The 26,144-nt window shown below is 47.0% G+C and carries 23 protein-coding genes and 1 riboswitch; of the genes, 2 read left to right on the top strand and 21 right to left on the bottom strand.

Annotated elements, in window-relative coordinates:
* Positions 1–85: 85 nt before the first annotated feature.
* The 4 genes from CRO25_RS17205 to CRO25_RS17225 form a co-directional block, all read right to left on the bottom strand.
* Positions 86–1,099 carry an NADP-dependent oxidoreductase gene (locus CRO25_RS17205; RefSeq protein WP_079695816.1) on the bottom strand — a complete coding sequence of 338 codons (1,014 nt, stop codon included), beginning with the start codon at positions 1,097–1,099 and terminating at the stop codon, positions 86–88.
* A gap of 174 nt (positions 1,100–1,273) precedes the next feature.
* On the bottom strand, positions 1,274–2,020 hold the full coding sequence (gene map / locus CRO25_RS17210) for a type I methionyl aminopeptidase (protein ID WP_063566201.1): 747 nt from the start codon (positions 2,018–2,020) through the stop codon (positions 1,274–1,276).
* A gap of 503 nt (positions 2,021–2,523) precedes the next feature.
* Positions 2,524–3,366 (bottom strand): protein kinase, encoded by an 843-nt coding sequence (locus tag CRO25_RS17220; RefSeq protein ID WP_079695817.1) that lies wholly within the window; start codon positions 3,364–3,366, stop codon positions 2,524–2,526.
* Positions 3,367–3,479: 113 nt separating this feature from the next.
* Complete coding sequence (locus tag CRO25_RS17225) at positions 3,480–4,133, bottom strand: hypothetical protein (protein ID WP_079695818.1); 654 nt, start codon at positions 4,131–4,133, stop codon at positions 3,480–3,482.
* A gap of 501 nt (positions 4,134–4,634) precedes the next feature.
* Between CRO25_RS17225 and CRO25_RS17230 the strand changes: the two genes are divergently transcribed.
* Positions 4,635–5,588, top strand: a complete 954-nt coding sequence (locus tag CRO25_RS17230) for an L-lactate dehydrogenase (RefSeq protein ID WP_063566203.1) — start codon at positions 4,635–4,637, stop codon at positions 5,586–5,588.
* A gap of 132 nt (positions 5,589–5,720) precedes the next feature.
* Here CRO25_RS17230 and CRO25_RS17235 read toward each other — a convergent pair whose 3' ends face one another.
* From CRO25_RS17235 to CRO25_RS17260, 6 genes are all read right to left on the bottom strand, one after another.
* Entirely contained in the window at positions 5,721–8,435 is a 2,715-nt protein-coding gene (locus tag CRO25_RS17235; protein ID WP_079695819.1) for a PAS domain-containing hybrid sensor histidine kinase/response regulator, read from the bottom strand.
* A gap of 276 nt (positions 8,436–8,711) precedes the next feature.
* Positions 8,712–9,446 (bottom strand): ABC transporter permease, encoded by a 735-nt coding sequence (locus CRO25_RS17240; protein ID WP_079695820.1) that lies wholly within the window; start codon positions 9,444–9,446, stop codon positions 8,712–8,714.
* A gap of 1 nt (position 9,447) precedes the next feature.
* Positions 9,448–10,164 (bottom strand): ABC transporter permease, encoded by a 717-nt coding sequence (locus CRO25_RS17245; protein WP_079695821.1) that lies wholly within the window; start codon positions 10,162–10,164, stop codon positions 9,448–9,450.
* On the bottom strand, positions 10,161–11,075 hold the full coding sequence (locus CRO25_RS17250; protein ID WP_063566207.1) for an ABC transporter ATP-binding protein: 915 nt from the start codon (positions 11,073–11,075) through the stop codon (positions 10,161–10,163). Before CRO25_RS17250 ends, CRO25_RS17245 begins: the two co-directional genes overlap by 4 nt.
* 61 nt (positions 11,076–11,136) lie before the next feature.
* On the bottom strand, positions 11,137–12,702 hold the full coding sequence (locus CRO25_RS17255) for a HAMP domain-containing sensor histidine kinase (protein ID WP_179132201.1): 1,566 nt from the start codon (positions 12,700–12,702) through the stop codon (positions 11,137–11,139).
* A complete protein-coding gene (locus CRO25_RS17260; RefSeq protein ID WP_063566209.1) occupies positions 12,699–13,382 on the bottom strand; it encodes a response regulator transcription factor in 684 nt (227 codons plus the stop codon). The genes CRO25_RS17255 and CRO25_RS17260 overlap by 4 nt, the downstream gene beginning before the upstream one ends.
* Before the next feature lie 279 nt (positions 13,383–13,661).
* Between CRO25_RS17260 and CRO25_RS17265 the strand changes: the two genes are divergently transcribed.
* On the top strand, positions 13,662–15,416 hold the full coding sequence (locus tag CRO25_RS17265; RefSeq protein ID WP_079695823.1) for an alpha-glycosidase: 1,755 nt from the start codon (positions 13,662–13,664) through the stop codon (positions 15,414–15,416).
* Between the two features lie 148 nt (positions 15,417–15,564).
* On the opposite strand, the gene CRO25_RS17270 is transcribed toward CRO25_RS17265, so the two are convergent.
* The 11 genes from CRO25_RS17270 to CRO25_RS17310 form a co-directional block, all read right to left on the bottom strand.
* Positions 15,565–16,077: a PadR family transcriptional regulator gene (locus CRO25_RS17270; protein WP_079695824.1), complete on the bottom strand. Its 513-nt coding sequence runs from the start codon at positions 16,075–16,077 to the stop codon at positions 15,565–15,567.
* A 118-nt stretch (positions 16,078–16,195) separates the two neighbouring features.
* Positions 16,196–17,413, bottom strand: coding sequence for a YhgE/Pip domain-containing protein (locus CRO25_RS17275; protein WP_179132202.1), 1,218 nt, complete (start codon positions 17,411–17,413; stop codon positions 16,196–16,198).
* Positions 17,414–17,756: 343 nt separating this feature from the next.
* Positions 17,757–17,885, bottom strand: coding sequence for a hypothetical protein (locus CRO25_RS34295; protein WP_372828833.1), 129 nt, complete (start codon positions 17,883–17,885; stop codon positions 17,757–17,759).
* Between the two features lie 126 nt (positions 17,886–18,011).
* Entirely contained in the window at positions 18,012–18,167 is a 156-nt protein-coding gene (locus CRO25_RS33420; protein ID WP_167434728.1) for a hypothetical protein, read from the bottom strand.
* A 9-nt stretch (positions 18,168–18,176) separates the two neighbouring features.
* Positions 18,177–18,317 carry a hypothetical protein gene (locus tag CRO25_RS33425; protein ID WP_167434729.1) on the bottom strand — a complete coding sequence of 47 codons (141 nt, stop codon included), beginning with the start codon at positions 18,315–18,317 and terminating at the stop codon, positions 18,177–18,179.
* 110 nt (positions 18,318–18,427) lie between these two features.
* A complete protein-coding gene (locus tag CRO25_RS17285; protein ID WP_079695827.1) occupies positions 18,428–19,030 on the bottom strand; it encodes a hypothetical protein in 603 nt (200 codons plus the stop codon).
* A gap of 76 nt (positions 19,031–19,106) precedes the next feature.
* A complete protein-coding gene (locus CRO25_RS17290; protein ID WP_079695828.1) occupies positions 19,107–20,492 on the bottom strand; it encodes a hypothetical protein in 1,386 nt (461 codons plus the stop codon).
* 857 nt (positions 20,493–21,349) lie between these two features.
* Positions 21,350–22,294, bottom strand: coding sequence for an L-serine ammonia-lyase, iron-sulfur-dependent, subunit alpha (gene sdaAA / locus CRO25_RS17295; protein WP_079695829.1), 945 nt, complete (start codon positions 22,292–22,294; stop codon positions 21,350–21,352).
* On the bottom strand, positions 22,284–22,973 hold the full coding sequence (gene sdaAB, locus CRO25_RS17300; protein WP_063566214.1) for an L-serine ammonia-lyase, iron-sulfur-dependent subunit beta: 690 nt from the start codon (positions 22,971–22,973) through the stop codon (positions 22,284–22,286). Before sdaAB ends, sdaAA begins: the two co-directional genes overlap by 11 nt.
* A 258-nt stretch (positions 22,974–23,231) precedes the next feature.
* Positions 23,232–23,355, bottom strand: a riboswitch (glycine riboswitch).
* Between the two features lie 337 nt (positions 23,356–23,692).
* Complete coding sequence (locus CRO25_RS17305) at positions 23,693–24,970, bottom strand: MFS transporter (protein WP_079695830.1); 1,278 nt, start codon at positions 24,968–24,970, stop codon at positions 23,693–23,695.
* Positions 24,971–24,999: 29 nt separating this feature from the next.
* Entirely contained in the window at positions 25,000–26,130 is a 1,131-nt protein-coding gene (locus tag CRO25_RS17310; protein ID WP_079695831.1) for a phosphotransferase enzyme family protein, read from the bottom strand.
* Positions 26,131–26,144 lie beyond the last annotated feature (14 nt).

Consider the following 26,144-nt stretch of genomic DNA (forward strand, 5'->3'; position numbering starts at 1 on the left):
AACAACTAAAAAGACACGTTCTGTGCACTTCACCGTGCGGAACGTGTCTTTTCCTGTCCTGGTATATGTTCAAGGGATTCTATATCTATTCAGGGTCTGCAACCTTTACTAGCTGTTTGCCTAAGTTATCTCCAGAGAAGAGGCCCATAAATGCTTCCGGTGTCTGGTCAAAACCTTCCACAATGTTTTCTTCAAACTGTAAGTGGCCTTCCTTGATCCATTTTGCTAGTTTGGCACGGCCTTCCTTAAAGGACTTGGCATAATCACCCACCAGGAAACCTTTCATCAACGCTGTATTCGTTAATAGTAACGTCTGCGGGCGCATGCCGATATCCGGCTTCTCCAAATTATATGACGAAATCTGTCCACAGAGTGGAATACGTGCATTCCGATTAATATGGCTTAGTACCGCATCGGAGATTTCACCGCCAACATTGTCGAAATAAACGTCTACGCCAGCCGGGCAAGCCCGTTCAATGGCAGCAGACATATCCTCTTCGTGCTTATAGTTCAACACCACATCGAATCCCAGATTTTCTTTCAGGTAAGCACATTTCTCGTCAGAACCTGCAATCCCGACTACACGCGCACCTACAATCTTGGCGATCTGGCCCGCAATCATACCTACCGCTCCGGCTGCTCCCGATACGACCACCGTTTCGCCGTCCTTCGGCTTACCAATATCTTCCATGCCAAAATAAGCGGTCAAACCGGTCATGCCCAGCGCACCCAGGTAAGCCGTAATTGGAGCTTCTTCTGTATCAATCAAGGAAATATCTCCCGTATTTACGGCTGCATACTGCTGCCAGCCCCACATGCCGGATACCAAATCCCCTTTGCGCAGATTGGGTTCCGAAGACTCCACCACCTGCCCAATCGTTCCGCCCTTGATCACTTCATTCAACGCATAGGGGGGAGCATAGGATTTTGTATCTTTCATGCGGCCCCGCATGTATGGATCTACAGACAAATATAGCGTACGTACCAGGACTTGTCCTGCTTCCGGTTCAGGAAGGGGTGCATCAATGAATTTAAAGTCTTCTCTGGATGGGGCACCTTCGGGACGAGACGCAAGTACGATCTGTTTATTTTCAGACACCAAAATGACCTCCTTCTTGCCAGTGGACAGGGGTTAACCCTCTGTCAGCTGATATCATTCACCACCGGCTCTATGTGTATCGCCTCTAAATAGTTTAAACCGAAACAGGCGGATCACAAACGTGGGCCGCCTTGAAATATGCAAATATCATCACATTGGAGACATTGAGCGTAATTATTGAGCAGTCAGAATGACAGGACCATCTGCTGTAATGGCAATCGTATGCTCATATTGGGCAGACAGACTTCCATCCTGAGTACGTGCTGTCCAACCATCCGAGTCCAGCTTGCTACGGTACGTACCAATGTTCAGCATCGGCTCAATGGTAATAACCATGCCTTCCTTGAGACGTGGACCACGGTGTGGTGGGCCGTAGTGAGGCACCTGTGGTTCCTCATGCATTTTCTCGCCGATCCCATGACCGATAAATTCACGGACAACCGATAGACCTTCACCTTCTGCATACGTCTGAATCGCATTGGAGATATCACCGATCCGGTTGCCGATCACAGCCAGTTCAATCCCTTTGTAGAGAGATGTTTTGGTAACGTCCAATAGATGTTGTGCTTCTGGAGTCACCTGACCCACCGCATACGACCAAGCGGAATCGGCCAGCCAGCCGTTCAGATTCACGACCATATCAATCGTAACGATGTCTCCATCCTGCAGTACATATTTTCCTGGAAATCCATGACAGATCACATCATTAACCGACGCACATGTCGCATATTGGTATCCGTTGTATCCCTTTTGTTCCGGTGTAGCGCCATTTTTCTTCATAAAAGCTTCTGCAAACTGATCAATTTCCTGTGTCGTGATCCCTGGACGGATCATTCCAGCAATTTCTCTATGGCATGCGGCAAGAATTTCTCCAGCCTTCTTCATAAGTTCGATTTGTTCTTTGGTCTTCAACGTAATCATTACAACTACTCCTGTCCGTTAAAATCTCATCCTGTCTTCTATTGTAACGCGAAATGCTCAAAATAAAAAATTCCGTGTAATCCTCAACATTCTATTATACGCCTAGCCCCTGTCCAATGAATATAATCCCCCTTAAAAAATCCGAAACCCACTCCAACAGAGCCCCGTATATGCTTAAAACGGTTGAAGACGAAAGGATGAACTTTCATGTTCAAAAAGATTATCGGCAAACTCCTCGATTCTAAATCTTCATCTCATCGTAGGCGTAACAGCTCATCGGATAGACGCTCATATAAACGTCACAGCAGTTCCTCAGGCAAGCGTGCCTATCAACGCTATTCATCTTCGGATGCGAAGCGTCGAGATAGCCGCCACGGCTCCGGTTATTATAAAAGCAGGAAATACAGCTCCAGCTAGACTGGCGCTAAATCATCGTATATGTATTAAAAGGGTTGTTCTGCCAGCCGTCTTCACGGTTAGCAAAACAACCCTTATTTATTTCTTCATATCAACTTTATCAGCACACGGTCAATATCCGCCTGTAATTCCAGCGCCCCACCTTCATAGCCACGACGAAGTCCAAGCAGTCGTTCCAGCATATCGTGAACTTCCGGCGTAAGCTTGAGTTCTTCCTGCCAGCTAGCCGGTTTGCGGCCCTTATCTGGCTCGTAAGCGGAATACAGCATGAACAAAAGAAAATGACCGAGATCCTGCAAATCCTGATCCGGCGCAGCCAGTTCATCTTCAGGCTCGGGCAATTCACGCATCCGGCGTTTCAACTCAGGCAACAACGGCTCCCCCATGCGCCGCGCCAGGCCAAAATCAATCAAATGCACCTGCCCGTCACGTAAAATGACATTTGGAATACGGACATCCCCATGAATATATCCCTGCTCATGAACATGCACAATGGGAGCCAGCAGTTGTTTTACCAGCTCCAGACAATCCTGTTCCGTATATTTGCGACCTTGCTCGAATATGCACTGTTCCAGTGTCTCCCCAAGGATATACTCGGTGACAATGTAACTGCGCGCCCGGTATGTGAACACATCCAGCAACTTAGGGATGGCCGGATGATCCATCCGATTCATCACATCCGCCTCCCTGTCCAGCAACCGTACAGCGAGTCTACCCTTGCTGGGTTTGGATTCTTTTAACGCTACATCCTTGCCAGTCTGTTCATCGTTACACAGGTATGTCAGTCCATAACTTCCCATACCAAGCAAGTCATATATCGTATAACGCCCGGCGATCTTCGTACCTTTCCTCCGGGGACGATCAGTCCATAGGCCGAGTAGTCTTTGCCAGCTTCGTCGCAGCTCCACAGGTCCTCCCACGCCAGCCATCTGATCTCCTGTTTTCCGTTCAAGCAGAGCAGATCAGCAGCCAGTCTTGTTGTTGTATGGGCTCATTATACCAAGCTAGCTGTGTAAAATCACGACGAGCATGGACCGGGTTCTCAGGCTTCTTTGTGCTTTTTGGGCAGCAGCCCAAACAACATTCGAAGCGATGTTCCTTTGGGTTTGCGTTTTCTTCCCTGGAAGCTGCGCAGATTGGTGACCAGTTCACGGTCTCGCTCCTCTTCCAGCTTCTCATTCATCCATAGGCGCTGCTTCTCCATCTGCTCCTGGAGAGCAAGATGGGTATCCGCCAGATGCTGCAGCGTTAACTCCAGTTCGTCCACCCGATGCTGCAGCAGCTGGACCTGATCATCCTGCTGTCCGACAGCACCGTAAGTCACTTCACTCACCAGTTGTCCCAGACCTTCATAAGATCTCAATGCTCCAGTTAGTTCAGGTTCCTCAGGAAATATTGCAGGCATCACTGTTGCCGCACATTCTGCCACTGAGGCCTCCTCCATTACCATCACAGGCACGTCTGGAGTCAGTACGGTCACCACAGCATCTGCAAGTGGCAGGTTATGTTCCCTAAGTTCTGTCATCAGGCGTTCGATGCACTCGATATCGTCCGACTTGAACAATCTGGATTTGTTGGCGGAACGCTCGAATCGATACCCTTGTTCCTCAAGCGCTGCCGCATATTTACGAAGAGTACTGGCACCAATGCCCAGGCTCTTGGCCGTTTCCGTCGTTGCTCCTACTTCTTCAATCATTATTATTCCCTCCCGGAATGAAGTCTTTTTGAATATAAGGTAGTGGCTTCAGCGTTCCCTTTTGGAACTGTCATCGGATCGGGTCAACCTGTCTCATAGATCAAGTACGCATATTTCATTTGCTTGTCCGTATGTATTCGTCAGTCTCTTTGCAGATCCCTTTGACGCTTTTCTTCTGTTTCTGCGGATTCATAAGAGCTTTTGTCAGTTGCCTCATTCGTAAAAATAACCCTTCATCCGACAATGAGCATGAATGCTGTCATGTCGAAATTCGTTGGTGCAAACGCCGTCACTTTTTATGAGGATGAATTATTCATGTCAATTTTGTTAACTCCGTCACTCCAATACGCTCCCGCGACAGAGGAAATCATTGCTGCACAGCTTTTCCATGTGTTATCTTATGTAACGTAGAAGCAGCTATTAGCATAAAATAAAGGACTATACTTAACATATGTATTATTACGAACGGATAAATCAAATGTAAATGGGGGCTGAACAGCAGTGTTAGGCAAATCAGGTAAAGTAGCGGTGATCGGGGCGGGACTTGTCGGTTCAAGTTGTGCATATTCCATGATTAATCAATCGATATGCAGAGAAATTATGATGGTTGACCGGACGTATGACCGTGCGGTTGCACAGGCGCTGGATTTTTCCCATTGTATGGACTTCACACATAACCGCACGAAGGTATACGCTGGCACTTATGCAGATTGCGGCAGCATGGACGTCATAGTCCTGACTGCCGGAGCGAATCCGAAGCCAGGGCAGACTCGTCTGGATATTCTGGAGGAAGCGGAGTCCATTGCCAAAGATATCGTTGTTCCTATCATGAATAGCGGATTCCGGGGGATTTTTGTCGTCGCGGCCAATCCGGTTGACATAGTAACTTATATGGTATGGAAACTGTCCGGTCTTCCGCGTGAACGAGTCATCGGTACAGGTACGTCTATTGATTCCTCCCGGCTCAAAACGCTGTTGTCAGAGGTCTTCTCCATCGATCCACGCAGCGTGCATGGATATGCTCTCGGGGAGCATGGGGAATCCCAGTTCGTGGCATGGTCCCATGTCACCATCGGAGGCAAACCGATTATGCACATTATGGAACAGCACAAGGAACGCTTCAAACATCTGGACCTGGAAGATATCGCCCGCAAAACGAAAGACGCCGGTTGGGAAATTTTCACTCGTAAAGGTTCCACCCAATTCGGAATCGGTAACGCACTCGCACATATTACCCGTTCGATTCTCAACGATGAACACAAGATCATTGCTGTCTCCGCAATTCTTGATGGAGAGTATGGACAGAACAACGTATGCGCAGGTGTTCCAGCCATTATTGGCGGGGATGGGATTCAGGAGATTATCGAATTGAATTTGGATGCATCTGAACGTGAGAAATTCGAGCGTTCCTGCGAGGTTTTGTCAGGCAATATCAATCGTCTTACCCTGGTTTGACCAGTTCAGCCATTTAAGGATGGTCCATAACAAAATAAACAGAAACACAAAAACGCCAATAACCTCCTGATACAGAAGCGTCATTGGCGTTTTTGTGTTGTTTGTCTTTATCCACCTTGGGAGTACGAGTCTTCAGCTTGGTGCAAGCTGCGGTTCATCTGTTGGCCCCCATTGCTGCAATACCCGCTTTAATTCACTCAGCATGATTGGTTTGCTGATGAAGTCACGCATCCCAATCTCCAAACAAGCTTCCTTGTCTTCACGTTTGGCATTTCCGGTTACCGCTATAATAGCTGGAATACGCTCCTGCGGAATTAATCGGTGTACAAGGTCTGTCGCTTTGAGTCCATCCATAACAGGCATCTGAAGATCCATCAAGACAATATCATAGGCATTTTGCGAAATGGCTTCAATCGCTTCAACGCCATTGGTGCATACATCTGCTTGGTATCCAAGCTTCTCTAGATACTCCGATAAAATCTTTCGGTTTACCGGGTGATCCTCGGCAACAAGAATACGTATTGCTACCTTATCCCCCTGGCGTGTCCGATCATGGCTGAATTGACGTGCAGATTGCTCTGCCTCTGCAGTCGCATCTACACTTGTGGCAGGCACAGCGAACCGGAAGGTTGATCCCTTTCCTTCTTCACTCTCCACACTGATACTGCCCCCCATAATCTCCACGAGTCGCTTCGAGATGACTAATCCAAGACCTGTCCCGCCATATTTGCGGTTAATGACAGGATGCAGTTGAGAGAACGACTGGAACAACTGATCCAGCTTATCTTCTGGAATACCGATCCCCGTATCCTTCACCGCAAAGTCCAGCACACTCGCTTCCGGTCGATTGCCACGAATAATATCTACCGTGACATCAATGCCCCCCTGATCCGTAAACTTCAAGGCATTGCTCACCAGATTGACGAGAATTTGCCGAATACGCATCGCATCGCCCACCATAAACTCAGGAATGTCGGGATTGAGACGATATCGGATCTTCAACTGCTTCTCTTCCGCTTTAGACGAGAAAAGTTCCGCAACCTGTTCCAACATGATGCGCAGCGAGAACGGTTCGTAGGCCAGAGCCATTTTACCGGATTCCAATTTACTGAAATCAAGGATGTCATTCAGAATATTTAACAGTGCATCACCGCTTTCACGGATGATCTCGGCGTATTCTCGCTGTTCCTCCGACAAATCCGTGCTGATTAGCAATTCAGTCATCCCCACGATTCCATTCATTGGTGTACGAATTTCATGACTGACCATGGACAGGAATTCCGACTTGGCCTGTGCCGCGAGTTCAGCGGTTTCCTTGGCGCGCACAATTTCGCGATCACCCGTCACATCATTGAACACTATAACGGCGCCACGAATCTGACCCTCATCGATAATTGGCGTAACCTGGTATTCCACCAGAAAGCTGGTTCCGTCTTTGCGCCAGAACACATCCTCCTTCACAGTGCGACGCTGCCCGTCCATCACCGTCATATGAATAGGGCATTCACTTTTTGGAAAATAGCTGCCGTCTGCACGTGAATGATGAATGATAGGATGCGAGCTTTTGCCGACAAACTCTTCCGCTTCGTAGCCGAACATGGAAGCAGCAGCCGGATTCATAAACCTGGTGATGCCATCTGCGTCCAGTCCATAGATGCCCTCTGTAACCGAGTTAAGAATCAGAGCATGCTGTTTGCTAAGCTCCTGGATCTGCTCTGTATAATCCTTACGCTCCGTAATATCAGACAGAATCCCATATACACCCACGAGTTCCTGGTCCACAATGATGGGAACATTAATGATAGATACATCAACCTTCCGGCCACTGGAATTCACGATCCGCGTTTCATAGTGTTGGGGTTTCCCCTGCTTCACCAGTTCGAAATATGCTTGCCCGCCGTGCACTTCACATTTATCCAAATGCGAAAGAAAGGACTGCCCAATCAATTTGCTCCGAGGTACATCCAGCATTTTGACCAGATTGCGGTTCACTGCCGTATATTTGCCTTCGAGATTCAGCGAGTATACCGCTGCTGGATTATGTTCGAAGAGAGATTTGTAACGTTGACGACTCTCTCTAAGACGCCTTTCTGCATTTTTATGCTGGGTAATATCCCGGCTGACGCTGACGATCTGAGTATTCTTGCCCTCTTCTCCGGCCACCGGCTTTGCCAGCGTTTCCATCCAGATGTAGTACCCCTTCTTATGAAGCACTCGCATCTTGCAGCCATTCCCACTCGACGACATCTCTAGAAGTTCAGGGTAATCCTCAGGATAACAGTAATCCTTCAGGAACTTTCCTGTTACCTCTTTCGGACGATATCCCAGCAACGAATAGACGGAAGGAGAGACATAAAGCAGCTTGCCGTCCATCGAACTCGTGGTAATGAGGTCCTGAGCATGGTCCGCCAACATCTGATATTTCTCCTGCGTTTCATGCAATTTACGTTCCACTTCCACGATCTCGGTTACATCCCTGGCAATACCGTATATCCCCACAATCTCTTCTTTCTCCGTTATGGGCACATAGGTAATCTTGGCCTGTTTCAGGGAACCGTCTCTATGATAAAACGTGATCGGCTTACTGACTGAATGGCCAGCCAGTACCTCACTAATGTATTCTCCTCGTAACTCCTCACTCTCAGGAGGGCAAATCCTATCTCGATTTAAGCTACGGAGTTCTTCAAATGTATACCCTGAAATCCTCTCAATCGAGGGATTGGCATCAATATAATTTCCATGGATGTCCATCACATATATGGCATCTGGGTGATTAAAAAACAAGGATTGGTAAGAACTTCCCTCAGAAATAATGCGCTTTAGGGTTTCCGTTTTATTAATATCCAAGGCTTACCCCTCTTTTCTTAGCCTATATCTTCATCTAACAACCAAAAAATATAATTTTCGGCGAAATGGGCCTACCCTCGAATAACCATGTAAGCCCTCCTAGAAACAGCTTTTTTTATTTTATCAGATTCCAGTTCGAATTTGCTTACAATCTCTTCACCAAAACCATGTAAAAGCGACAAAAAAATCCCCTTTAAGCGACATAGTCCGTCAATAACTGAGGTCTATGTTTGCTTAAAAGGAATTTATTACACAACTAATGAATAAATTCTACGATTAAATTTCTTTTTTTCTAAAATATAAAACTCCAATTAAAATGAAGAGAACTGCACTGCCCCCGACTACTGCAAGCATGGTCCCAAGTGGAACATTATAAGCTCCGAATCCCCCACCTTCAAAAGGTGTCATTAGAATCATCGGCTGCGCCCAAGGGTAATACGGGCCAAATGTAGCCGAGTTCACGATCAGAATGTTCGGTACGGTCAACGCAAAATTCAATGCCAGCGGTGCGGCAAAGCTGCTCCATACCAAGGAAACGAACATTTGGAGAGCAGCGAGCGGCACACAAGCGAATAGCCCCAGCAGCAGCTTACCTGTAAGCAATCCCCATGGGATGGGATCCGTCATGCCCTGGATCGTACCTGTCAGCAGGATGGCCCCCAGCAACAGTAATTGTGTGCCCGCCAGAAGCAAAATCACAATGGTCAGTTTGCCTGCATATACGCCCGTACGAGTAAGCGGCAGCACCAGCATTTGTTTCCATCCTCCACCCGCATGCTCGAAACGACAGACGAATGACGTAAATACGCCGGTCAGGATGGGCAGCAATAACAAACCGTGCAGAAAGACCATTGAGCCCATAAGCACATTCCATTGACCAGATGGTGTGGATAGCAGCCCGATAAGCAGTGCGATCAATGGGCTCAGCAGAATCAGAAGCCAGACAGGTGATTTGCCCATTTTTAGTCGTTCAGAGGATAGGATTCGAAAATAAGTAGTTGCAAAACTCATCTTAGGCCACATCCTTCCGGCTAAAGTGCACCATCCCCAGCATCATAATCAAGAGACCCGAACCTACGCCCAAACCGACATACACGAATGGTGTCGGGCTGGCCCAAGCCATCTGTGCCCAAGCAAGCGGAAAGTACGGTGAGATACTGAGTGCGAACATCCCCATTACTGCGAGTACAATCCCAAGAGTGACGGGAAGAGCCTGATTTTTATTTACCATCGTCAGCCATAGCTCCAGCGATAACACCGGAAGTGCGCCAGCCAGTGGCAATAAACCCAACTTGATTGCATGTATCCAAGGGATCTCACCCGCGTCGAACCCAAGCAGCAGTCCCAGACCAATAGTTCCCGCGGTTAATAACAAACAGGAGATGATGAGCAGCATACAAGCGAGCAGGAATTTGGCCAAATACACCGCAGGTCTTGTGATTGGCATCGCCAGCAATTGCTTCCATGATCCCTGCTCATGTTCAACATTTGCGATCATCGAACTGAGAATCGTCGCCCCCAGCATCAAGGCAAGCGGTACAAAAACAACCACATTATCCAGCAAACTCTCCCACAGATGACCCCCATACTGTTCTTTCAGATAGTCCAAACGAAGCCCAAAATTCAAAGCTTGCATCGCCGTCAGTCCAATGGGGGCCAAGAAAACGAGGAACCAGATACCTTTGCCACGAATTTTGAGCCAGTCGGACGATAACGCACGGCCCGTCATACCGTTGCCCCCTCACCGATGACCCGCATGAACAAGTCTTCCAGGGATTGACGGTGCTCTTCCACACGATAAACCGCATGGTCCTGCTCGACCAATCGACGGACCAGCAATGCAATCGCGCTATTATCCATATACGGGAACGTGAGCGCCGCTCCTTCACGTTGACCGAATTGTCCCTGCTCTCGTGCCAGCTTCATCGCCTCTTCCGGCTCGGAAACGGTCAGTCGAATGGAGCTGCCCGTCTGGCTATGCAGATTGGCGATCGTATCTTGAAGGACCATTTTCCCCTCACGGATAATGCCAACCCGGCTCGCCATCTGTTCCACTTCACTCAGCAAATGGCTGGACACCAGTACGGTGATGCCGTGTTCCAGCGGCATGCGTTTGATTAATTCCCGGATCTCCTGGATGCCCGCTGGATCAAGACCGTTCGTCGGCTCGTCCAAAATCAGCAGCTCCGGCTGACCCAACAAGGCACATGCAATCCCCAGACGCTGTTTCATCCCAAGCGAGTAACCTTTTACGGAACGTTTGGCATCCCGGGTCAGATCCACGATAGAGAGCACTTCGGCAATCCTCGATTTGGGTACATCCAATATCCGGCGCAAGGTTTCCAGATTCTCCACCGCGTTCAGATGTCCATAGTAAGACGGATATTCAACCAACGAACCGACACGTCGCAGAATGTCCATACGATCCTTGCGGATATCCTTGTCGAATACACGGATGACACCTTTGGTTGGCTTGATTAAGCCAAGAAGCATACGAATAGTTGTTGTTTTGCCAGCGCCGTTGGGACCAAGGAAGCCATAAATGTCTCCCTTTTTAATATGCAGATCAAGTTCACGGACCGCCGCACGGTCCCGGTATGTTTTCCATAAGTTAGCGGTTTGAATAATGTTATCAGTCACTGTTTAATCACCTCGGATATCATCGTAACCTTCCAAGGTTAAAGCTGAAGTCGGTTGAAGTTTAAGTTTTGTTTAAAAAAAGGTACGGCCTTGATTTCCCAGCTCCTCCGCCGCTATAGAGGCACACCCGCAATCCATTCTCAGAGCTGTCTACCCTCTTCCGCAGCCCCATCTCACGAATCAGCAGATCCACGATGGATAACCCCAGACCTGTTCCCTTGGTATCCGAATCTTCCTGCAATCCTGGGCCCCTATCCTGAATAACAAGAGCCTTCTCCCCATGGATCTGTTCTGTCGATATGCCAATATATTTTCCTCTCGCTGCATGACGGATGACATTCTGAAACAGGTTATCGAGAACACGACGTAATCCCTGCTCATCCACCTGCCAGAACAACGGTTCTTCCGGCAGATCGATATCAATCTCAAACTGCTCTTTCTCCCAAACGGGATACCAGGCCGCTGCCGTTTCTCTGACGATTCGCAGGACGTCCTTCTGTTCCAGCTTCAATGTATATTTTCCGCTGGTGAGCAGGTTGTACGATAACATGTTATCGATCAATCCGCTCAAATCATCCATCTTGGCTTCCATACGACGCAATGAAGTATCCGCAGCCGTGCTTAGTGGTTCTTTGTGAAGGGAATGCATATGTCCACGGATGACGGTCAGCGGTGTACGCAGATCATGCGACAATCCCGCGACAAGACGTTTGCGAAGCTGCTCTTCCTCCCGCTCCCGGTGACGGCTGTCTGTCAACTGATGCACCATTTCGTTGAACGATTCCTCCAGATGTCCAATCTCATCCGATCTGCGAATCTCCACAGGAAGGGGAATGCCTTCCTTGCCCGGAGTGATCATCGCCGTCTGGAGCCGGATGAGCCGCTTGCGAATTCGCGCAAAGAACAGGATCGACATGATGATAAATAACAGGAAGATGATCATCATCAATCCACCCAAATACAAAAGTTCCATAGGCCAGTTGTTCTGTGGCTTTTGCAAAAGATACCTTGGAACCTCAATCACCATAAACCCTTGTCCCTTGTCTTCACTATCTCCACCCACAAAAGAAACAACCGTTAGCGGATCACGATAGGAGGCTTCCTTCATAAATTCCAGGGAGCTGTTTGCATTCCATATCGAAGGAATCCGGGTCTCTGTATTCGGATGATCCAACGTCCATTTCAATGTCGTCATTGTTGTTCCATCCACGGTGGACTCCGATACATCAACGTCCTCTCCAGCGAGAATAAATGCCGTTTCACCGTTTTGGTCCACACGGTACATCGAAGATTTGGGATATTTACGATGCAGCTGTTCCATACGTTGATTGATTTTTTCAGATGTCGCCCCATCCAGCTTCTCGGATTCCCGGGTCCACAGGTTGCTAATTTTCGTGCTATCGCCATAAGGTGCCGTATTGTCTTTATTTGTATTGTTCACCACCACCACATAGATAATGGATGTAATGGGGAGAACGACCGGCACAAACAAAACCGCTGCCAAGATCAGGAGAATATATCGGGACATCAAGGTCCGTCCAAAACGCATTTTCCGTTTGCCTGGAAGACTACGTTTCACTCCCCTATTCCTATCGGATGGATCACGCATCGTCGCTTTTCTTCTCATGGCTTCTTCACACGATACCCAACACCACGAACGGTTTGAATGATGGTTGGGTTCGCCGGATCACGCTCCAGCTTCTCGCGCAGATGCCGGATATGTACCATTAATGTCTTGTCCCCGTCCAGATAAGGCTCGTTCCAAACGGCTTCGTAGATCTGTTCCTTGGTTCGAATCATGCCCATATGCCTGAGCAGGTAGGCGAAGATATGAAACTGTTTGCCCGATAAAATAATTTCTTCCTCTGTCTCCTCATTCACGATCCGGTGATCCTTCTCGTAGATGGACAAGTGGTCCAGTTTTACCACGGTATCGGCCGAGATCGCTGTCCCTGCCTTCCGAAGCTGGACTTCAATCCGTGCGGCAAGTTCATCGGGATGGAATGGCTTGGTTACATAATCATCGGCAAAATCAAGCCCATGCAGCTTGTCGTCAATGGACGTTCTAGCCGAGAGCATGACAATGGGCACTTCAGGATGTTCCTTTTTGAGTCGCTGTCCTACCGTAAATCCATCCAGTCCCGGCAGCATGACATCCAGAATAACCAACGAGCAGCCCCCGGCAGCTTCAGCCGCACCTTCACCACTTCCGAGCCATACCACCTCATATCCACGCTCCTCCAAGTCGGCCCTAACCCATGTGGCAATTTCCGTATCGTCTTCAATGTATAACAGTTTCGTTTTCATGCGCGTATTCGTTTCCTTTCTGTACCCTTTGGGTTAATTATATATTTGAAACATAATGAAGTATCTTGTTTATATAAAATGTACGAATGATGATCAAACGACCATGGATATCCTTTTATTTTAAATTATACCTTAATCATCCGCTTCGCATAATTCATGCAGGGATTGAGAGGTTGATTCAACAACATAAGCATGTGGCATTCATCCCGAGATTGATTTGCATCGAATGCGGCTACTTGCTCACATACTACGTGTGTATACGACGGGAGGAACTTCATTATGCTGCTGGAAGCCATCTATCATCAACCGAAACGGAACTGGGCCTACGCCTACGATAAGGATACCATTCGTCTGCGTTTGCGTGCCAAAAAGAATGATCTCACCGAGGTACATGCCCTGACTGGGGACAAATACGCCTGGGATCGCACCAAAGAGCTGGTTCCTTTAATCAAATATACATCCGATTCCATGTTCGATTATTATGAGGGACAAGTAAAGCCTCCGTATCATCGACTGAAGTATTCCTTCCTGCTGAAAAGTGGCACAGAACAGATCTGGATGACCGAAACGGATTTCCAAACGCATGAACCCGACGATCCTGGTCACATGTTCCAGTTTCCGTACATCCATCCCGGAGCTGTATTTACACCGCCTGCATGGGTGAAGGATGCGATCTTCTATCAGATCTTCCCTGAACGATTCGCAAATGGCAACCCGAACCTTGATCCAGAAAAAGTGGAACCCTGGGGTGGTGAGCCGACCCCGTTTAACTTCTTCGGCGGTGATCTCCAGGGCGTCATCGACCATCTGGATTACCTTGAAGAGTTGGGCATTAACGCCATTTATTTCACACCAATCTTCGAGGCAACGACCAATCACAAATACGATACCGAAGATTATTTGCGAGTAGATCGGCATTTTGGTGATGCAGATACAGCTAAACGGCTTGTTGAGCTGTGCCATGCACGCGGAATCCGGGTGCTATTGGATGCGGTGTTCAATCATTCTGGGAAGACTTTTGCGCCGTTTGTCGACGTGCAGAAGAACGGGGAGAAGTCCAAATATAAGGACTGGTTCCATGTGCATGAATTCCCGCTGGACGTGAGGGATGGCATTCCTACGTATGAAACATTCGGATTCGAAGCCCACATGCCGAAGCTTAACACGGAAAATCCCGAGGTGAAGGCGTATTTGCTGGAGGTCGCCGAATACTGGATCAAGGAAGTGGGCACCGACGGCTGGCGGCTGGATGTCGCGGATGAAGTGGATAATGCGTTCTGGCGCGACTTCCGCCGTGTAGTGAAGGCTGCGAATCCGGATGCCTATATCTTGGGTGAGGTATGGAATGAGTCTTCTTCCTGGCTGCAAGGTGATCAGTTCGATGCCTCGATGAACTATCCATTTACGGAAGCCGTAAATCGTTTTTTTGTAAAAGATGCCATGCACGCCGAACAGTTCGCGAACTCGATCGGTCGTCAACTGTCCCGCTATGCGCTGCAAGCCAGCGAAGTGGCGTTCAATCTGCTTGATAGCCACGATACACCACGGCTGCTCACCTTATGTGAGGGTGACCAGCGGAAGATGAAACTGGCCGCGTTGTTCCAATTCAGCTATATGGGTGCCCCGTGCATCTATTACGGGGATGAGATTGGGCTGGACGGCGATCATGATCCCGGCTGTCGGAAATGTATGGAGTGGGATGAGACGAAGCAGGATCGCGAGCTGTTCACCTTTTATCAGAAGCTAATCGCACTTCGCCATGCCCATCCTGCCCTGCGTGCAGAAGGCAGCATTCGATTCCTGCAGGCCCGTGAAGGCGGAAGCCAGCTTGTGATGGAACGACAGGATGAGGAGGAGCGCATTCTGATCCTTTTCAATCGTTCGGAAGAAACAGCTATCGTGGAGCTCGAAGCGGGTGCCGGGGAATGGACGGAGTTATTTGGCGAGAATTATCGTACAGCCAAGGAAAAGGGCATCCTGGCCGTTGAGCTGCCCGCATATGGATATGCTGTACTAAGTACAGATATCGCGTAACTCCTTCATATTGTTGTATCCTTGCAATTCCAACGCATTGCAAGCAACGCCGAATAAGCGCTCACAGACCTGTTACTGATCTGTAGAGCGCTTTTCTGCGTTATGGATGGATCGTCAATTGATTTAGTGACACGGATACTATAGAAAGCTACTGAGGCGCGGTCAGCTGTTCCTTGAGCAATCGGATGGTAGCCTCATATTGCACAAGCCCCACTTGCATACACAAACGCTGTGCAGGTGAGATCTGTTCGCCAAATTGCTTCATCTGGCGCTGCAGCTCGGCATACAGCAACTCTTTACGATTCAGCTCCGACCGGACCCACCCTGCGACAGTATCTTCATCCGCCAGCTCTCCGAAATACAGACGCATCAGAAAATCAGAACGGAACACCTCTCCTTCCAGGGGACTCATCAAATAGGTATTAAACTCCGCAGACCCTTCCGGTGTTAAGGTATACACATTTTTGTCAGGTTTCCCTTCTTGTCTAACGGATTCCTTGGTTAACAACCCTGACTTTTCCATCTTCGCAAGTGTGGGATAAATGGTGCCAAAGCTGGCATCGAAGAAAAATGAAAAATATTGTTCAAAGTACTGCTTGATCTCATATCCGGAACATGGCTGATTGTGCAGTATTCCGAGGATGACATGCTGCGTGTTCATCGGTGTACCGCTCCTTTCCAATTGCTCTTAACGTATCACATCCTCCCTTATACGTTCAACATCATCAGACGTTCACGAATTGGCTTATCCGGCAAAAGGGGGCTTATCGTTATCCATGTTATCCACGATCAGGTGAAGGCAGGTTTCCAGTCAGAGCGACAGGTTGCGCAGCAGACTTGGACTCCAAAGGAATGCCGGATTGTGCAGGACCTGAGCGTTTAATCCACGTACACACCGCTCCCAGAATCAACGTCGCCGCTCCAATCACCACCAGAAGCAGAACATCATGACTAATTCCATCTCCGCCAAGCACCAGATTCATCATACCCTCCACCGCGTAGGTTGCCGGCAGATAATGACCGATCTGTTGATAGAAGTCAGGCATGACATCGCGCGGAATGGTTGCACCTGATGACAACATCAGCAGAGGCAACAAGGCACTGTTTAACCATGCTCCAGCATTTCCAAGCAGCAGCAAGCTCAATTGCGCCACGAATAGAAAAGATAGAGTAATCAACAACTGAAATAGCCATAACATCCACCATCCATCTGCTGATGATACACCCATAACATGCATCATCCCTGCTCCAACGAGCGATACGATAAATGCAGCACCAACATTGATGATATTGCGCGCCCAAAAGCGTTCCCATTTTCCTGCCCTGCTACTGAGTTCACCAGAAACCTTTTGCAGATTCATGCCAAGAAGCATTGCACCTGTAAAGGTAGCCGTCACAATCAACATCGGTACCATGGAAAAGGCAAAATTATGAACTGGATTCAGCCGTTCCACTTCTGCCTCCACCCGGGAAGATAACCCCGCTGCCATCACATTCGCCTGATCGTCAGCCATACCTGATTGATTCAGCACTCCCCGAATGCTGTTTTGCTGTACTTCACGGTTCAACGTCGCTGTAACTTGTGCGGACACGGTCTGCATCACACTTTTTACGGTAGCCACGTTGGATTCATTCATTACATACTTCACTGCCACCGGGCCCGACAAGTCTCCCGCCTGCTGCATGAAACCGGATGGAATCTCGATAATCATGTATACATCCCGGTCCGTTAACATCTGTCTGGCTTCTTCCATAGTTGCCGAAGGTTTAATCGCGAAATGAAGCCCCTCTGCAAGAGACTTTGCCACAGGCTCAGCCGCAGCCCCATCTTCATTTACGATGGTCACAGCAAGCTGATTCATCCGTGCATTTACCTGATCATATCCACTAAGCCAAATGGTATTAAAAAAAACCTGGAACAGTACGGCTGTAATTAACCCGACTACTGTAGCTCCATTTTTCAAAAACAGAAGACTCGTTTGAAAAACACTTTTCATGTTATCCATCTCCTTAATTTGTATAACTTATTCTCGATCTTATATATCGTTTTGATATATGACAATAAATAATATATCTAAACGATATATAAACGTCAATACCTTTTTATTTTTCTTTGTTGGAACAGCAAAAAACCAGCTAATACTTGTCAGCAATTCAGGTTGATAAATTCTCTTTTCTTGTTACACTTTTTCCGACCAACACGAATAACCTCCATTGCCGTGGAGGTTATAGTTAAATATGGTTTATGTTTGGTAGGGCTGCTCCTTTGGCAAGATGATCAAAATGTAATGAACAGCTTGTTTTCTCATTACATATTGTACAGCCAAGTACAGAGAACGTCTAAGCCTCTTCTAGCCCCGTTTCGTTGTTCGTGTGCTTATCGCTGTAAACACTAGAAGTCGTAAGGTCAAGGCCTGCAAACGCCACGAGTTGTTGCTTCGCATCGCTAAACTGCTTCACATCACCCATTTCAGCTACAATCGCTGTCGCCAGTTTCGCTCCAATTCCCGGATGCTTTTCATAAGTCCGGCTTCGTCCAAGTCTACCGCAATGTCCTTCATTTGCTTTTCCAACTAGTTTAGTTGGCGAGCATCGTCAGCAATAACGTGACCACACCAAGCAACGCATGGCTTTAAGTCTTGCTACTCCCCAGTCATCCAGCACTTCCTCCAGTTTTCCGACTTTTTCAATCTCCCATTGCTTGGAATCTCTCTCTGAACAACTGGCCAGTACCGTTAATGACCTTACCAAAAACACATTCTAAAATACCTCTTCATACCCCGGAAACACTTGCCCTAGTAGGTCTTTACTGCTCAGCTTCTCCTGTACATAGATGCCTGTTACAGGTTCATACCCCCAAGCAACGACGTTCTCCCGGCTCCCCCATCGAAAAATGACCAAAAAAAAGGCCAACCAGTACTCACTGGCTAACCTGATAATAGCGAATTTGAATCGTTCGCAACTACATCAACTCATTAATTTAGTAATTCAATTGATTACTGAAAATTCATTTATTTTATCTCTCTTCTCTTAAGCCAAAATTCCTCGATGTTTTCAATTTTATTTTCTTCAAGAAAAATATGAGTATCTTTTTCAAAGTCAACAAGTAATTTAATCCATGAATCATCGGCGATACTAGTTATCTGTCTACTAGAAATTGTACCACTCCATTTTGAATTCAAATCTAGTGCCTTCTCAATTATAACTTTCGAGTTAGGATCAAGAAAATCTTCCTTACCTGCATCTTGTAGATCCTTAAAATAAAGTGTAAGTTTCAAGGCATTTTGTGGTGTGTCCACGTATTGAAACCCTTCCTTCATCTTCCCAAGATGAACAGCTAAGGCAGAGTAATCTCCAACGATCCTCCTTATTTCATCGTTATTTCCCATAAGATAGTTAGCTTGACTTTTTGAGACTTTTCCTGAGCGCAGAATCTCCCCATATACATTGTCATTTGATGATATTGCACTCCGCAGCTCCGAAATGTCAGCTATAAGCTTACTTGTAAATGCTGATTTATATATTTCTTTAGTATGGTATTGCGATATACAAAGGATAAGCAGTGCTATTATTAAACAAACAAAAACTATTCTACCATAATTTTTTTTTAGCATATTTGAGCCCTCTATCTCTTTAGGTAGTTTGAGTAAAGACAAGCGGCGACATCAGTCGCCGCTCGCTTCAGGGGGGTTATTTGGAGACACTATATTGGAACGAGACTTCCTTTTGATTCGAATCTAGTAAAGCACTTGCATAATAAACATCCCATTTAATTTTTAAAAGTCCGTTTGCTGTAGCCGATGTTCCAGAGCTACTCTCGTATTGAACAACAGTTTGAAGATCTAGATGATGCCCAGTATTAGTCCCGTTTACATCTGTATACTTGAACAATTCATTACTGCCTGAATTAGCACTTTCAACTACTGTAGGTGATGTACTAAGCTTAATGTTTGAGCTGCCTAGCGTTATAGTTTTACTTGTACCGGCATCAATGATTGCATCTACCCATCCCTTGATATCGCTAATTGAAGGTGCTACAGGTAAAGCTGTTGACCATGCTTTTTCTGCAATTTTCATTGCTAAACTAGATCCATTGCTTGCTCCAGAAAGTTTACCATCAATATAAGCGGTTATTATGGTAGACTTAGCTCCAACCCCCGTACTTAATTTCACATTACGATATTTAAACGGGCTGTCAACACTTCTATTGGTTGTTCCATTCACAGTCACATGCTCCGCAATTTTAAAGCTGTTTGTCCATGTAGATTGATTTTTTACATCCAAAGCTTTCCATGAGCCATAAGGTAAGGAATAGGCTTGAATATAATCGCTACCAATATAGAAAGATTTATAATAGGTTGTACTATGTGTCCAATCCGAAAAACTCCCAACTGCTTTTAGGCCAATAGAAGATACACCAAGTTCAGCTTTAATTTTTTCATCCGTCGGAATTTCTTTTTGTTCATATGGGGTAATTACACCAGTAAACCAAAAAAAGTCCTTATTTGTATCAATCTCTTCAATATTATTAACAGAAATATATTCTAAATCATCAGGGAGAGGGATCTCAAATAGTAGGATATTTTCCTGATGATCTGTTAAATACGCTTTCAAATGAGGTTTGTTTTGAAGAGACTGATCTACGATCATCTTATCTTTAAATGTGTCATTATAAACATCAAACAATTTAATGTCAAAATTACCGTTACTATCTTTAAGGTCACCGACAACACTGTTAATAGAATCTTGTTGCTTATAGCTGTTGTAAAGCTCACCAGTAGCATCAAGTGCTTTAGTTTGGTTATTGTAATTTACTGTCGCAGAAAGTGATAATTCGCTTCCAGTAAGCTTAATACTTTGGATTTGAATGCTCGCATCTCCTCCAACAATTGGGATATCATCTGTATGGCTCGTTGGTTTACCATAAAGATCGTTGAATGTGTTAATTGGCAAGAATACCCCTTTAGACACATCAATGTTTTCTATTTCACTTTGTTGGGCAAGGGCTGGTACAGATAAACTAAAAGCAAGAACAGAAGTAAGAAGAAAATTTGCAGCCAACTTGATACTTTTCATAAAAAATCCTCCTTTTTTTGTATATTTCAACATAATAATACCATAGTAACAAATGGAATTATATAAAAATTTTTATAACTCAACTTTCACATATCCGTTCACAATCAAACCTATATAACTGGGTAAGCCAGAGTCCATTCGTTTAGTTATAAAAAATAAACGTTTTGTTCTTTTTGTTTTCGCTTGAGATATGTCGAGAAATAAACTCATCAATTGCTAAAGGGCCGGTTCGGGAGCCAAGATCATTAACCCCATCGCAAAAAGATAGAAGAGTCAATCGAGCGTCCGGGCATCTCTGGATTCACCTCGTTTGTACTTCGCCGCCAACTCACAGGAAGACCTCAATCCACGAGCTGACGAAGCAGTGGGGATTAAGTATACGTTTTTCCTCATCTCGCATTGCTCAGCCAAGTACAGAGAACGTCCGAGCCTCTTCGAGCCTCGTTTTGTATTCGTGCGCTTGTCGCTGTATACTTTCCTGAACTAAAGGTCATGGCCTGCAAATGCCACGAGTTGTTTCGTATCGCTAAACTTCTTCATTTCAGCTACACACCGCGCTTTCTTTTTTACAGGTCGAAACCCTTCCAACTCAAAAATGATCTTTTGGAGGTCGCGTGAGAACAGCCTCTTGTAACGAGGTCCCCCCAAGCGGCCACGTTCTCCTGGCTCCCCATCGTAAAACGACCACAAAAAAAGGCCAACCAGTAATTACAGGCTAACCTGATAATACCAAAAAGCCGATACGCTTCTTCACCAGGAAGAATTCGTATCGGCTTTTTTATCATAATGGTAACAGATCATTACCGTTAATGATCAAGCTCCACGAATTAAATTCAGTTCATGTACGTTCATGCATGTTATGCCTTGGCTTCTGGTTCATTTTCAGCAGGAGACTCAGCTTCAGTCTCAGGCTCCGCACGCTTCGCCTTCGGTTTAGCAAGCTTCTCCATCATTTTCCGTCCTGTCGGTGTTTGGGCAAGCCCACCTTGGGCCGTTTCACGGTGCCTGCTCGGCATCGCACTGCCCACTTCCAGCATGACATCAATGACTTCGTCAGAAGGAATGGCACTTCGTACCCCGGCCAGCGCCATGTCGGCCGCAGCCAACGCAGTTACGGCACCCAGTCCGTTACGCACGATGCACGGAATTTCCACGAGGCCTGCGACGGGATCGCAGATAAGGCCTAATGTATTTTTTAACGCGAGGCCAACCGCATGAACCACTTGCTCCGGCGTCCCTCCACGCAGCTCCACCATGGCTCCAGCGGCCATACCGATGGCAGAACCCACTTCAGCCTGACAGCCACCCTCGGCACCGGAGATAAATGAATTGTTGGCAATGACATAACCAATCGCTCCCGCACAGAACAGACCGTTCACCAGATGCTCGTCACTCCAGCCAAAACGCTCTTGGGAGCTGATAAACACACCCGGAATGATGCCGCAAGAACCGGCTGTCGGTGTCGCTACGATCCGGCCCATGGAGGCATTCACTTCCGATACACAAAGGGCATACGCCATGGCCAGTGCAGAAGCATCTCCAGAACAAGTCTCACCTTTACGAATGTACTCAGCCATTTTTTTGCCGTCTCCGCCAGTCAAACCGCTGCGTGATGTCGTATCTTCTGTCAGCCCTTTGTGTACAGCTTCCTTCATCACCTGATAGTAATCTGACATCTGCTGTATAACGTCCGCTTCCGGGATATTCGTCTCCTGAACCTGCTCTTCGATCATCAGCTCGGCGATGGTTTTGGATTCTGCTGTACAGATGGTATTCAGTTCATGTAGATGTTTAAACCGCATCAGGCTCGACCCCTCTCTTTAAATCAATCACGCGAATGTCCAGCATATGATCCAGTGACCGCAGTCGGTTCAGCATCTCAGGATTCGGCACACCATCCATCTCCATCGCTGTCAATGCTTCACCATCCCGGGCTTTCCGATCCACTTGCATGTACCCGATGTTCACCCCGGACGAACTGATGGTCGAGGTTACGGAAGCGAGCACCCCTGCTTTGTCCGAATGGCGCAGTACAAGTGTGGGGAACTCTCCGCTGATCTGTACACGAAAATCATTCAATGCATGCACTGATACACTACCTCCGCCGATGGAAGCACCGATTAGTGAGCATTGGCGGGCTCCATGCCACAGTTCAATTTTGACCGTATTCGGATGAGGAGCAGGCAGGCCGCTTGTGAAAAACTCTACCTCCATACCCGCTTCCTCTGCATATTGTTCTGCATCCGGTATACGTGGATCATCAGTCACATAATCAAGCAGGCCACCGATCAACGCAAGATCTGTACCATGCCCCTGATACGTATCGGCGAACGAGCCATACAGTGTTAATCGAGCGCGTTCAGGCGTGCATCCCAGCCACTGACGGGCAATTCGCCCCAATCTTGCCGCTCCAGCCGTATGTGAACTTGATGGACCTGTCATGGACGGACCAATAATTGAAAAAACGTCTTTAAAACGCATCGCAAACCCTCCATTTATAATCGTCATTTTCATCCAGACGTACACCCATAATGTTCCTTTATTACTGAATGATGACATGAGAAAAGGACAGAAGAAGGCCCTAGGCCCTCTCTCTGTCCTCGATACCTGAGAGTTTCATGATAAGCAGCGCGGCGGATCGATGCATTCCTGTATTCACAGGTGATGTCACCCTGCACACCGTGCTGCTTGACCATATACCCCTTGGGTGGCGCAGTTTCGCGCACTCTCCAGAGTTGCGTCCAACGATGGTACATTTACCTGAGAGATTAACCACTGCGCCGGGTGCGTAGCAGCTTGCTCCTTCGGTGCCCGACAGCTGCCATTTTACTCGACATGCCCAGGTCTCTCCCGCTCGCTATCATTCGCTGTATGGAACCATTCTGATCTTGTAACAGAACGATAATTGAAGTTTTTAATACTTTCTCATTAAGATTAATCGACCGGAAGATCAGTGTCAACAAACTTAACGATTTCTTTGTGAATATTTGCTTTTTTCCATTTTATACACTAAATAAATTAACGAACTGTAAACTTTCATCACATGAATGTGTTAATGCGTTTCATCTCGAAAGCGTATACATTGTTCATTTTCTATTAGTGACTATCAGTGTTTAATACTATTTATGTTATGTTCCACAGAACGGTTCGGGTATTCAGGCAACCTTTATTCTGTATTAGAATTGCCGTATTTCTGCCTGTCACCCCACCATCGCCTTGGGCTTCGATGGTTCATCGTAATACCTGCTTCGGGAAGGAAGCATACTCGTCACCCACAATCCCAACGCAGCCAGCAGCATAACCCCGGATACAACTGTATATACCATACGAAGTGACAACTGCTCGGCCACTACGCCTGCAATCAAAATGGAAGCCACCTGTAGCATACTTAACACTAGTCCAAGTACACTGCTCATTCGCCCCATCAGATCGACAGGGATATTATTTTGATAAAAGGTAACCAGGCCCGTATTCGCCAGTGCGGAGCACAGACCGAGCAGAATAAAGGCAACCGCCGCCAGCTCAAACGAGAATGAACGGGAGAACAGAAAATAACCCAGCGCGACCAGAAGTACACCGCCACCCATCATGTGACGGATCGGCAAATGTTTGGCGAACATCCAAACCAGCATGGAACCTGCCAAATAACCGATTCCGGTGATACTCATTAATGCTCCGTACTGTGATTCAGGCAGGTTCATCACCTGACGGATAAACACCACTTCCTGAGCATCCAGCGACATGCCGACCACCAGAATAATCTGGAACAGGGCATATATACCGACCACGTAGCCCGACTTTCGGCTGAAGCTCAGTACAGCTCTCCAATCCTGGGCAATCATCCGAGGTGTCAGTCTGCTTCCCGTCCCTATATTCTGTTCTCCAATGCCCAGTTTGGGAAGAAACATTAGAATCAACGCAGAAGCAGCAAAAGAAACCGCATTGGCATAAATGGCTGCCGCCGGAGATAAATAAATTAGCATCACTCCTGCAACTGCTGGGCCGGTAATAAATGCCCCTGAGCTGATCAGGGCTTGTAGGGAATTGAAGCGCTTGCGCCGTTCAGCAGGTACCAACCGGGTAATGTATACCTGAGAGGAAGGGACAAATATAGATGAAGACATGCTGATCAGAAACATCACTGCGTACATCATCCATAGGCTGGACATCAGTGGGAGCGCCGCCACCAACAATGCCCGTAGCATATCAGCACCAATCATCAGCTGTCGCTGATCATAACGATCAATCAGGCTGCCTGACCAAAACTTAGTGCACACCGAAGCAATCGGCGAGATAATCCACAACCCTGCGACTGCCGCTGGAGACTGTGTCATATTCAATACCATCAGGTTGATCGCCACAATATATATGAAATCACCCAGATTGGATATGCCCACTCCGCTAAGTAGCAATCCGGCATGCTTCCAGCCACCAGACTGCCCCTTCGATGCAACTCTCTTTGCACGAATGTTCTTCATAGCGCTACCCACCCACTAGAAATCACAAATTATAACTCATAGAAAATACTCTCGTTCTGCAGATATGGTCTACAAAATTTGCTGCATATAAGAGGCATCCGCTCTTTCATCCATTCGTACCTGGACTCATTCTCCATCTGAAATGCAAAATAGCCGAACGTAAAGATCAGCATGAATCCTTCCATTAACCGAATATCACGCTTCGTCAGTGGTCCTGTCTGCTCCGTATATCCCGATAGGAAGACATCCCGTTCCTCCCGATTGAAAATCGTAGCCGCACCTCCGGCATCAAAGAGATAGTAGCCATAACCGTATAAACAAAAATCAATCATAGATATACCCTGATCCGTCACTAGCAGATTGCCGCGGGTAATATCTCCGTGAATTACTCCCCATGTCTCGGCATTGTGCGGATACGTTTCGAGTTGCCCGTTAATGTTCTCAAACGTCTCACGAATCAGATCGAAATCTTCAGGAGTAAAGATACCACGTCTAACGCCTTCCTCCAATTGCTCCAACATGACCAGATTCTCTTTGATCGAGCCATAGGCTGGTCTTACTCCCATTTGCTCTAAGGCAGGGCTATCGTTATATATATCTGAGATGATCGCCTTATCAGCGTGCTGTTCACGGTCATTCGTCTGCTGCCCGCTTTCAGACTTCAGTGAACCCACCTGAGGCTCAGGAGCTCCCGTTGGTCGTCGTCCATATTGGTGCAACGTCTGCAACTGTACGCCCAAATCATGAATCTGCGCTGTTGTCAGACGTTCTCCCTGCTTAATATCCCTGCCCTCAATCCATTCCAGAACAGTACAACAGATCTCTTCTCCTGCTTCGTCCAACCAGACGGTGACCCACTCATCCGATGTATTGCGTACAGGAGTCTGCACCCGCAATGGTCTGGTAGCCCGTAATTCATAAAGTAGATTCATCTCTGCTTCAAGTGCAGGTCGTGTATGCTGGATGCCCGTCATGCTTGCAAAAGCGGCTTTATGTATACGCAATAGGTACTTCTCTCCGGTTGATTCATCAACCACCTGATACGTTAGATTTTCATTATGTCGGATAAAGGAAATTGCAGGCTTTTCTATGGAATAATGCGAGATAATTTCAGTTGCCATGGTGTCATGGGCAATCTTATGGGTAGTTATGATCCACATCTCCTTCTCTTATC

It is taken from the genome of Paenibacillus sp. RU5M (assembly GCF_900221055.1).
Lineage (GTDB): Bacteria > Bacillota > Bacilli > Paenibacillales > Paenibacillaceae > Paenibacillus > Paenibacillus marchantiae.

Bases quoted from the DNA above. Each gene is read 5' to 3' on its own strand.
- map (WP_063566201.1), bottom strand. From the start codon at position 2,020: ATGATTACGTTGAAGACCAAAGAACAAATCGAACTTATGAAGAAGGCT.
- CRO25_RS17220 (WP_079695817.1), bottom strand. From the start codon at position 3,366: ATGGCTGGCGTGGGAGGACCTGTGGAGCTGCGACGAAGCTGGCAAAGA.
- CRO25_RS17225 (WP_079695818.1), bottom strand. From the start codon at position 4,133: ATGATTGAAGAAGTAGGAGCAACGACGGAAACGGCCAAGAGCCTGGGC.
- CRO25_RS17240 (WP_079695820.1), bottom strand. From the start codon at position 9,446: ATGAGTTTTGCAACTACTTATTTTCGAATCCTATCCTCTGAACGACTA.
- CRO25_RS17245 (WP_079695821.1), bottom strand. From the start codon at position 10,164: ATGACGGGCCGTGCGTTATCGTCCGACTGGCTCAAAATTCGTGGCAAA.
- CRO25_RS17255 (WP_179132201.1), bottom strand. From the start codon at position 12,702: ATGAGAAGAAAAGCGACGATGCGTGATCCATCCGATAGGAATAGGGGA.
- CRO25_RS17260 (WP_063566209.1), bottom strand. From the start codon at position 13,382: ATGAAAACGAAACTGTTATACATTGAAGACGATACGGAAATTGCCACA.
- CRO25_RS17265 (WP_079695823.1), top strand. From the start codon at position 13,662: ATGCTGCTGGAAGCCATCTATCATCAACCGAAACGGAACTGGGCCTAC.
- CRO25_RS17270 (WP_079695824.1), bottom strand. From the start codon at position 16,077: ATGAACACGCAGCATGTCATCCTCGGAATACTGCACAATCAGCCATGT.
- CRO25_RS17275 (WP_179132202.1), bottom strand. From the start codon at position 17,413: ATGAAAAGTGTTTTTCAAACGAGTCTTCTGTTTTTGAAAAATGGAGCT.
- CRO25_RS34295 (WP_372828833.1), bottom strand. From the start codon at position 17,885: ATGGGTGATGTGAAGCAGTTTAGCGATGCGAAGCAACAACTCGTGGCG.
- CRO25_RS17285 (WP_079695827.1), bottom strand. From the start codon at position 19,030: ATGCTAAAAAAAAATTATGGTAGAATAGTTTTTGTTTGTTTAATAATA.
- CRO25_RS17290 (WP_079695828.1), bottom strand. From the start codon at position 20,492: ATGAAAAGTATCAAGTTGGCTGCAAATTTTCTTCTTACTTCTGTTCTT.
- sdaAA (WP_079695829.1), bottom strand. From the start codon at position 22,294: ATGCGGTTTAAACATCTACATGAACTGAATACCATCTGTACAGCAGAA.
- sdaAB (WP_063566214.1), bottom strand. From the start codon at position 22,973: ATGCGTTTTAAAGACGTTTTTTCAATTATTGGTCCGTCCATGACAGGT.
- CRO25_RS17305 (WP_079695830.1), bottom strand. From the start codon at position 24,970: ATGAAGAACATTCGTGCAAAGAGAGTTGCATCGAAGGGGCAGTCTGGT.
- CRO25_RS17310 (WP_079695831.1), bottom strand. From the start codon at position 26,130: ATGTGGATCATAACTACCCATAAGATTGCCCATGACACCATGGCAACT.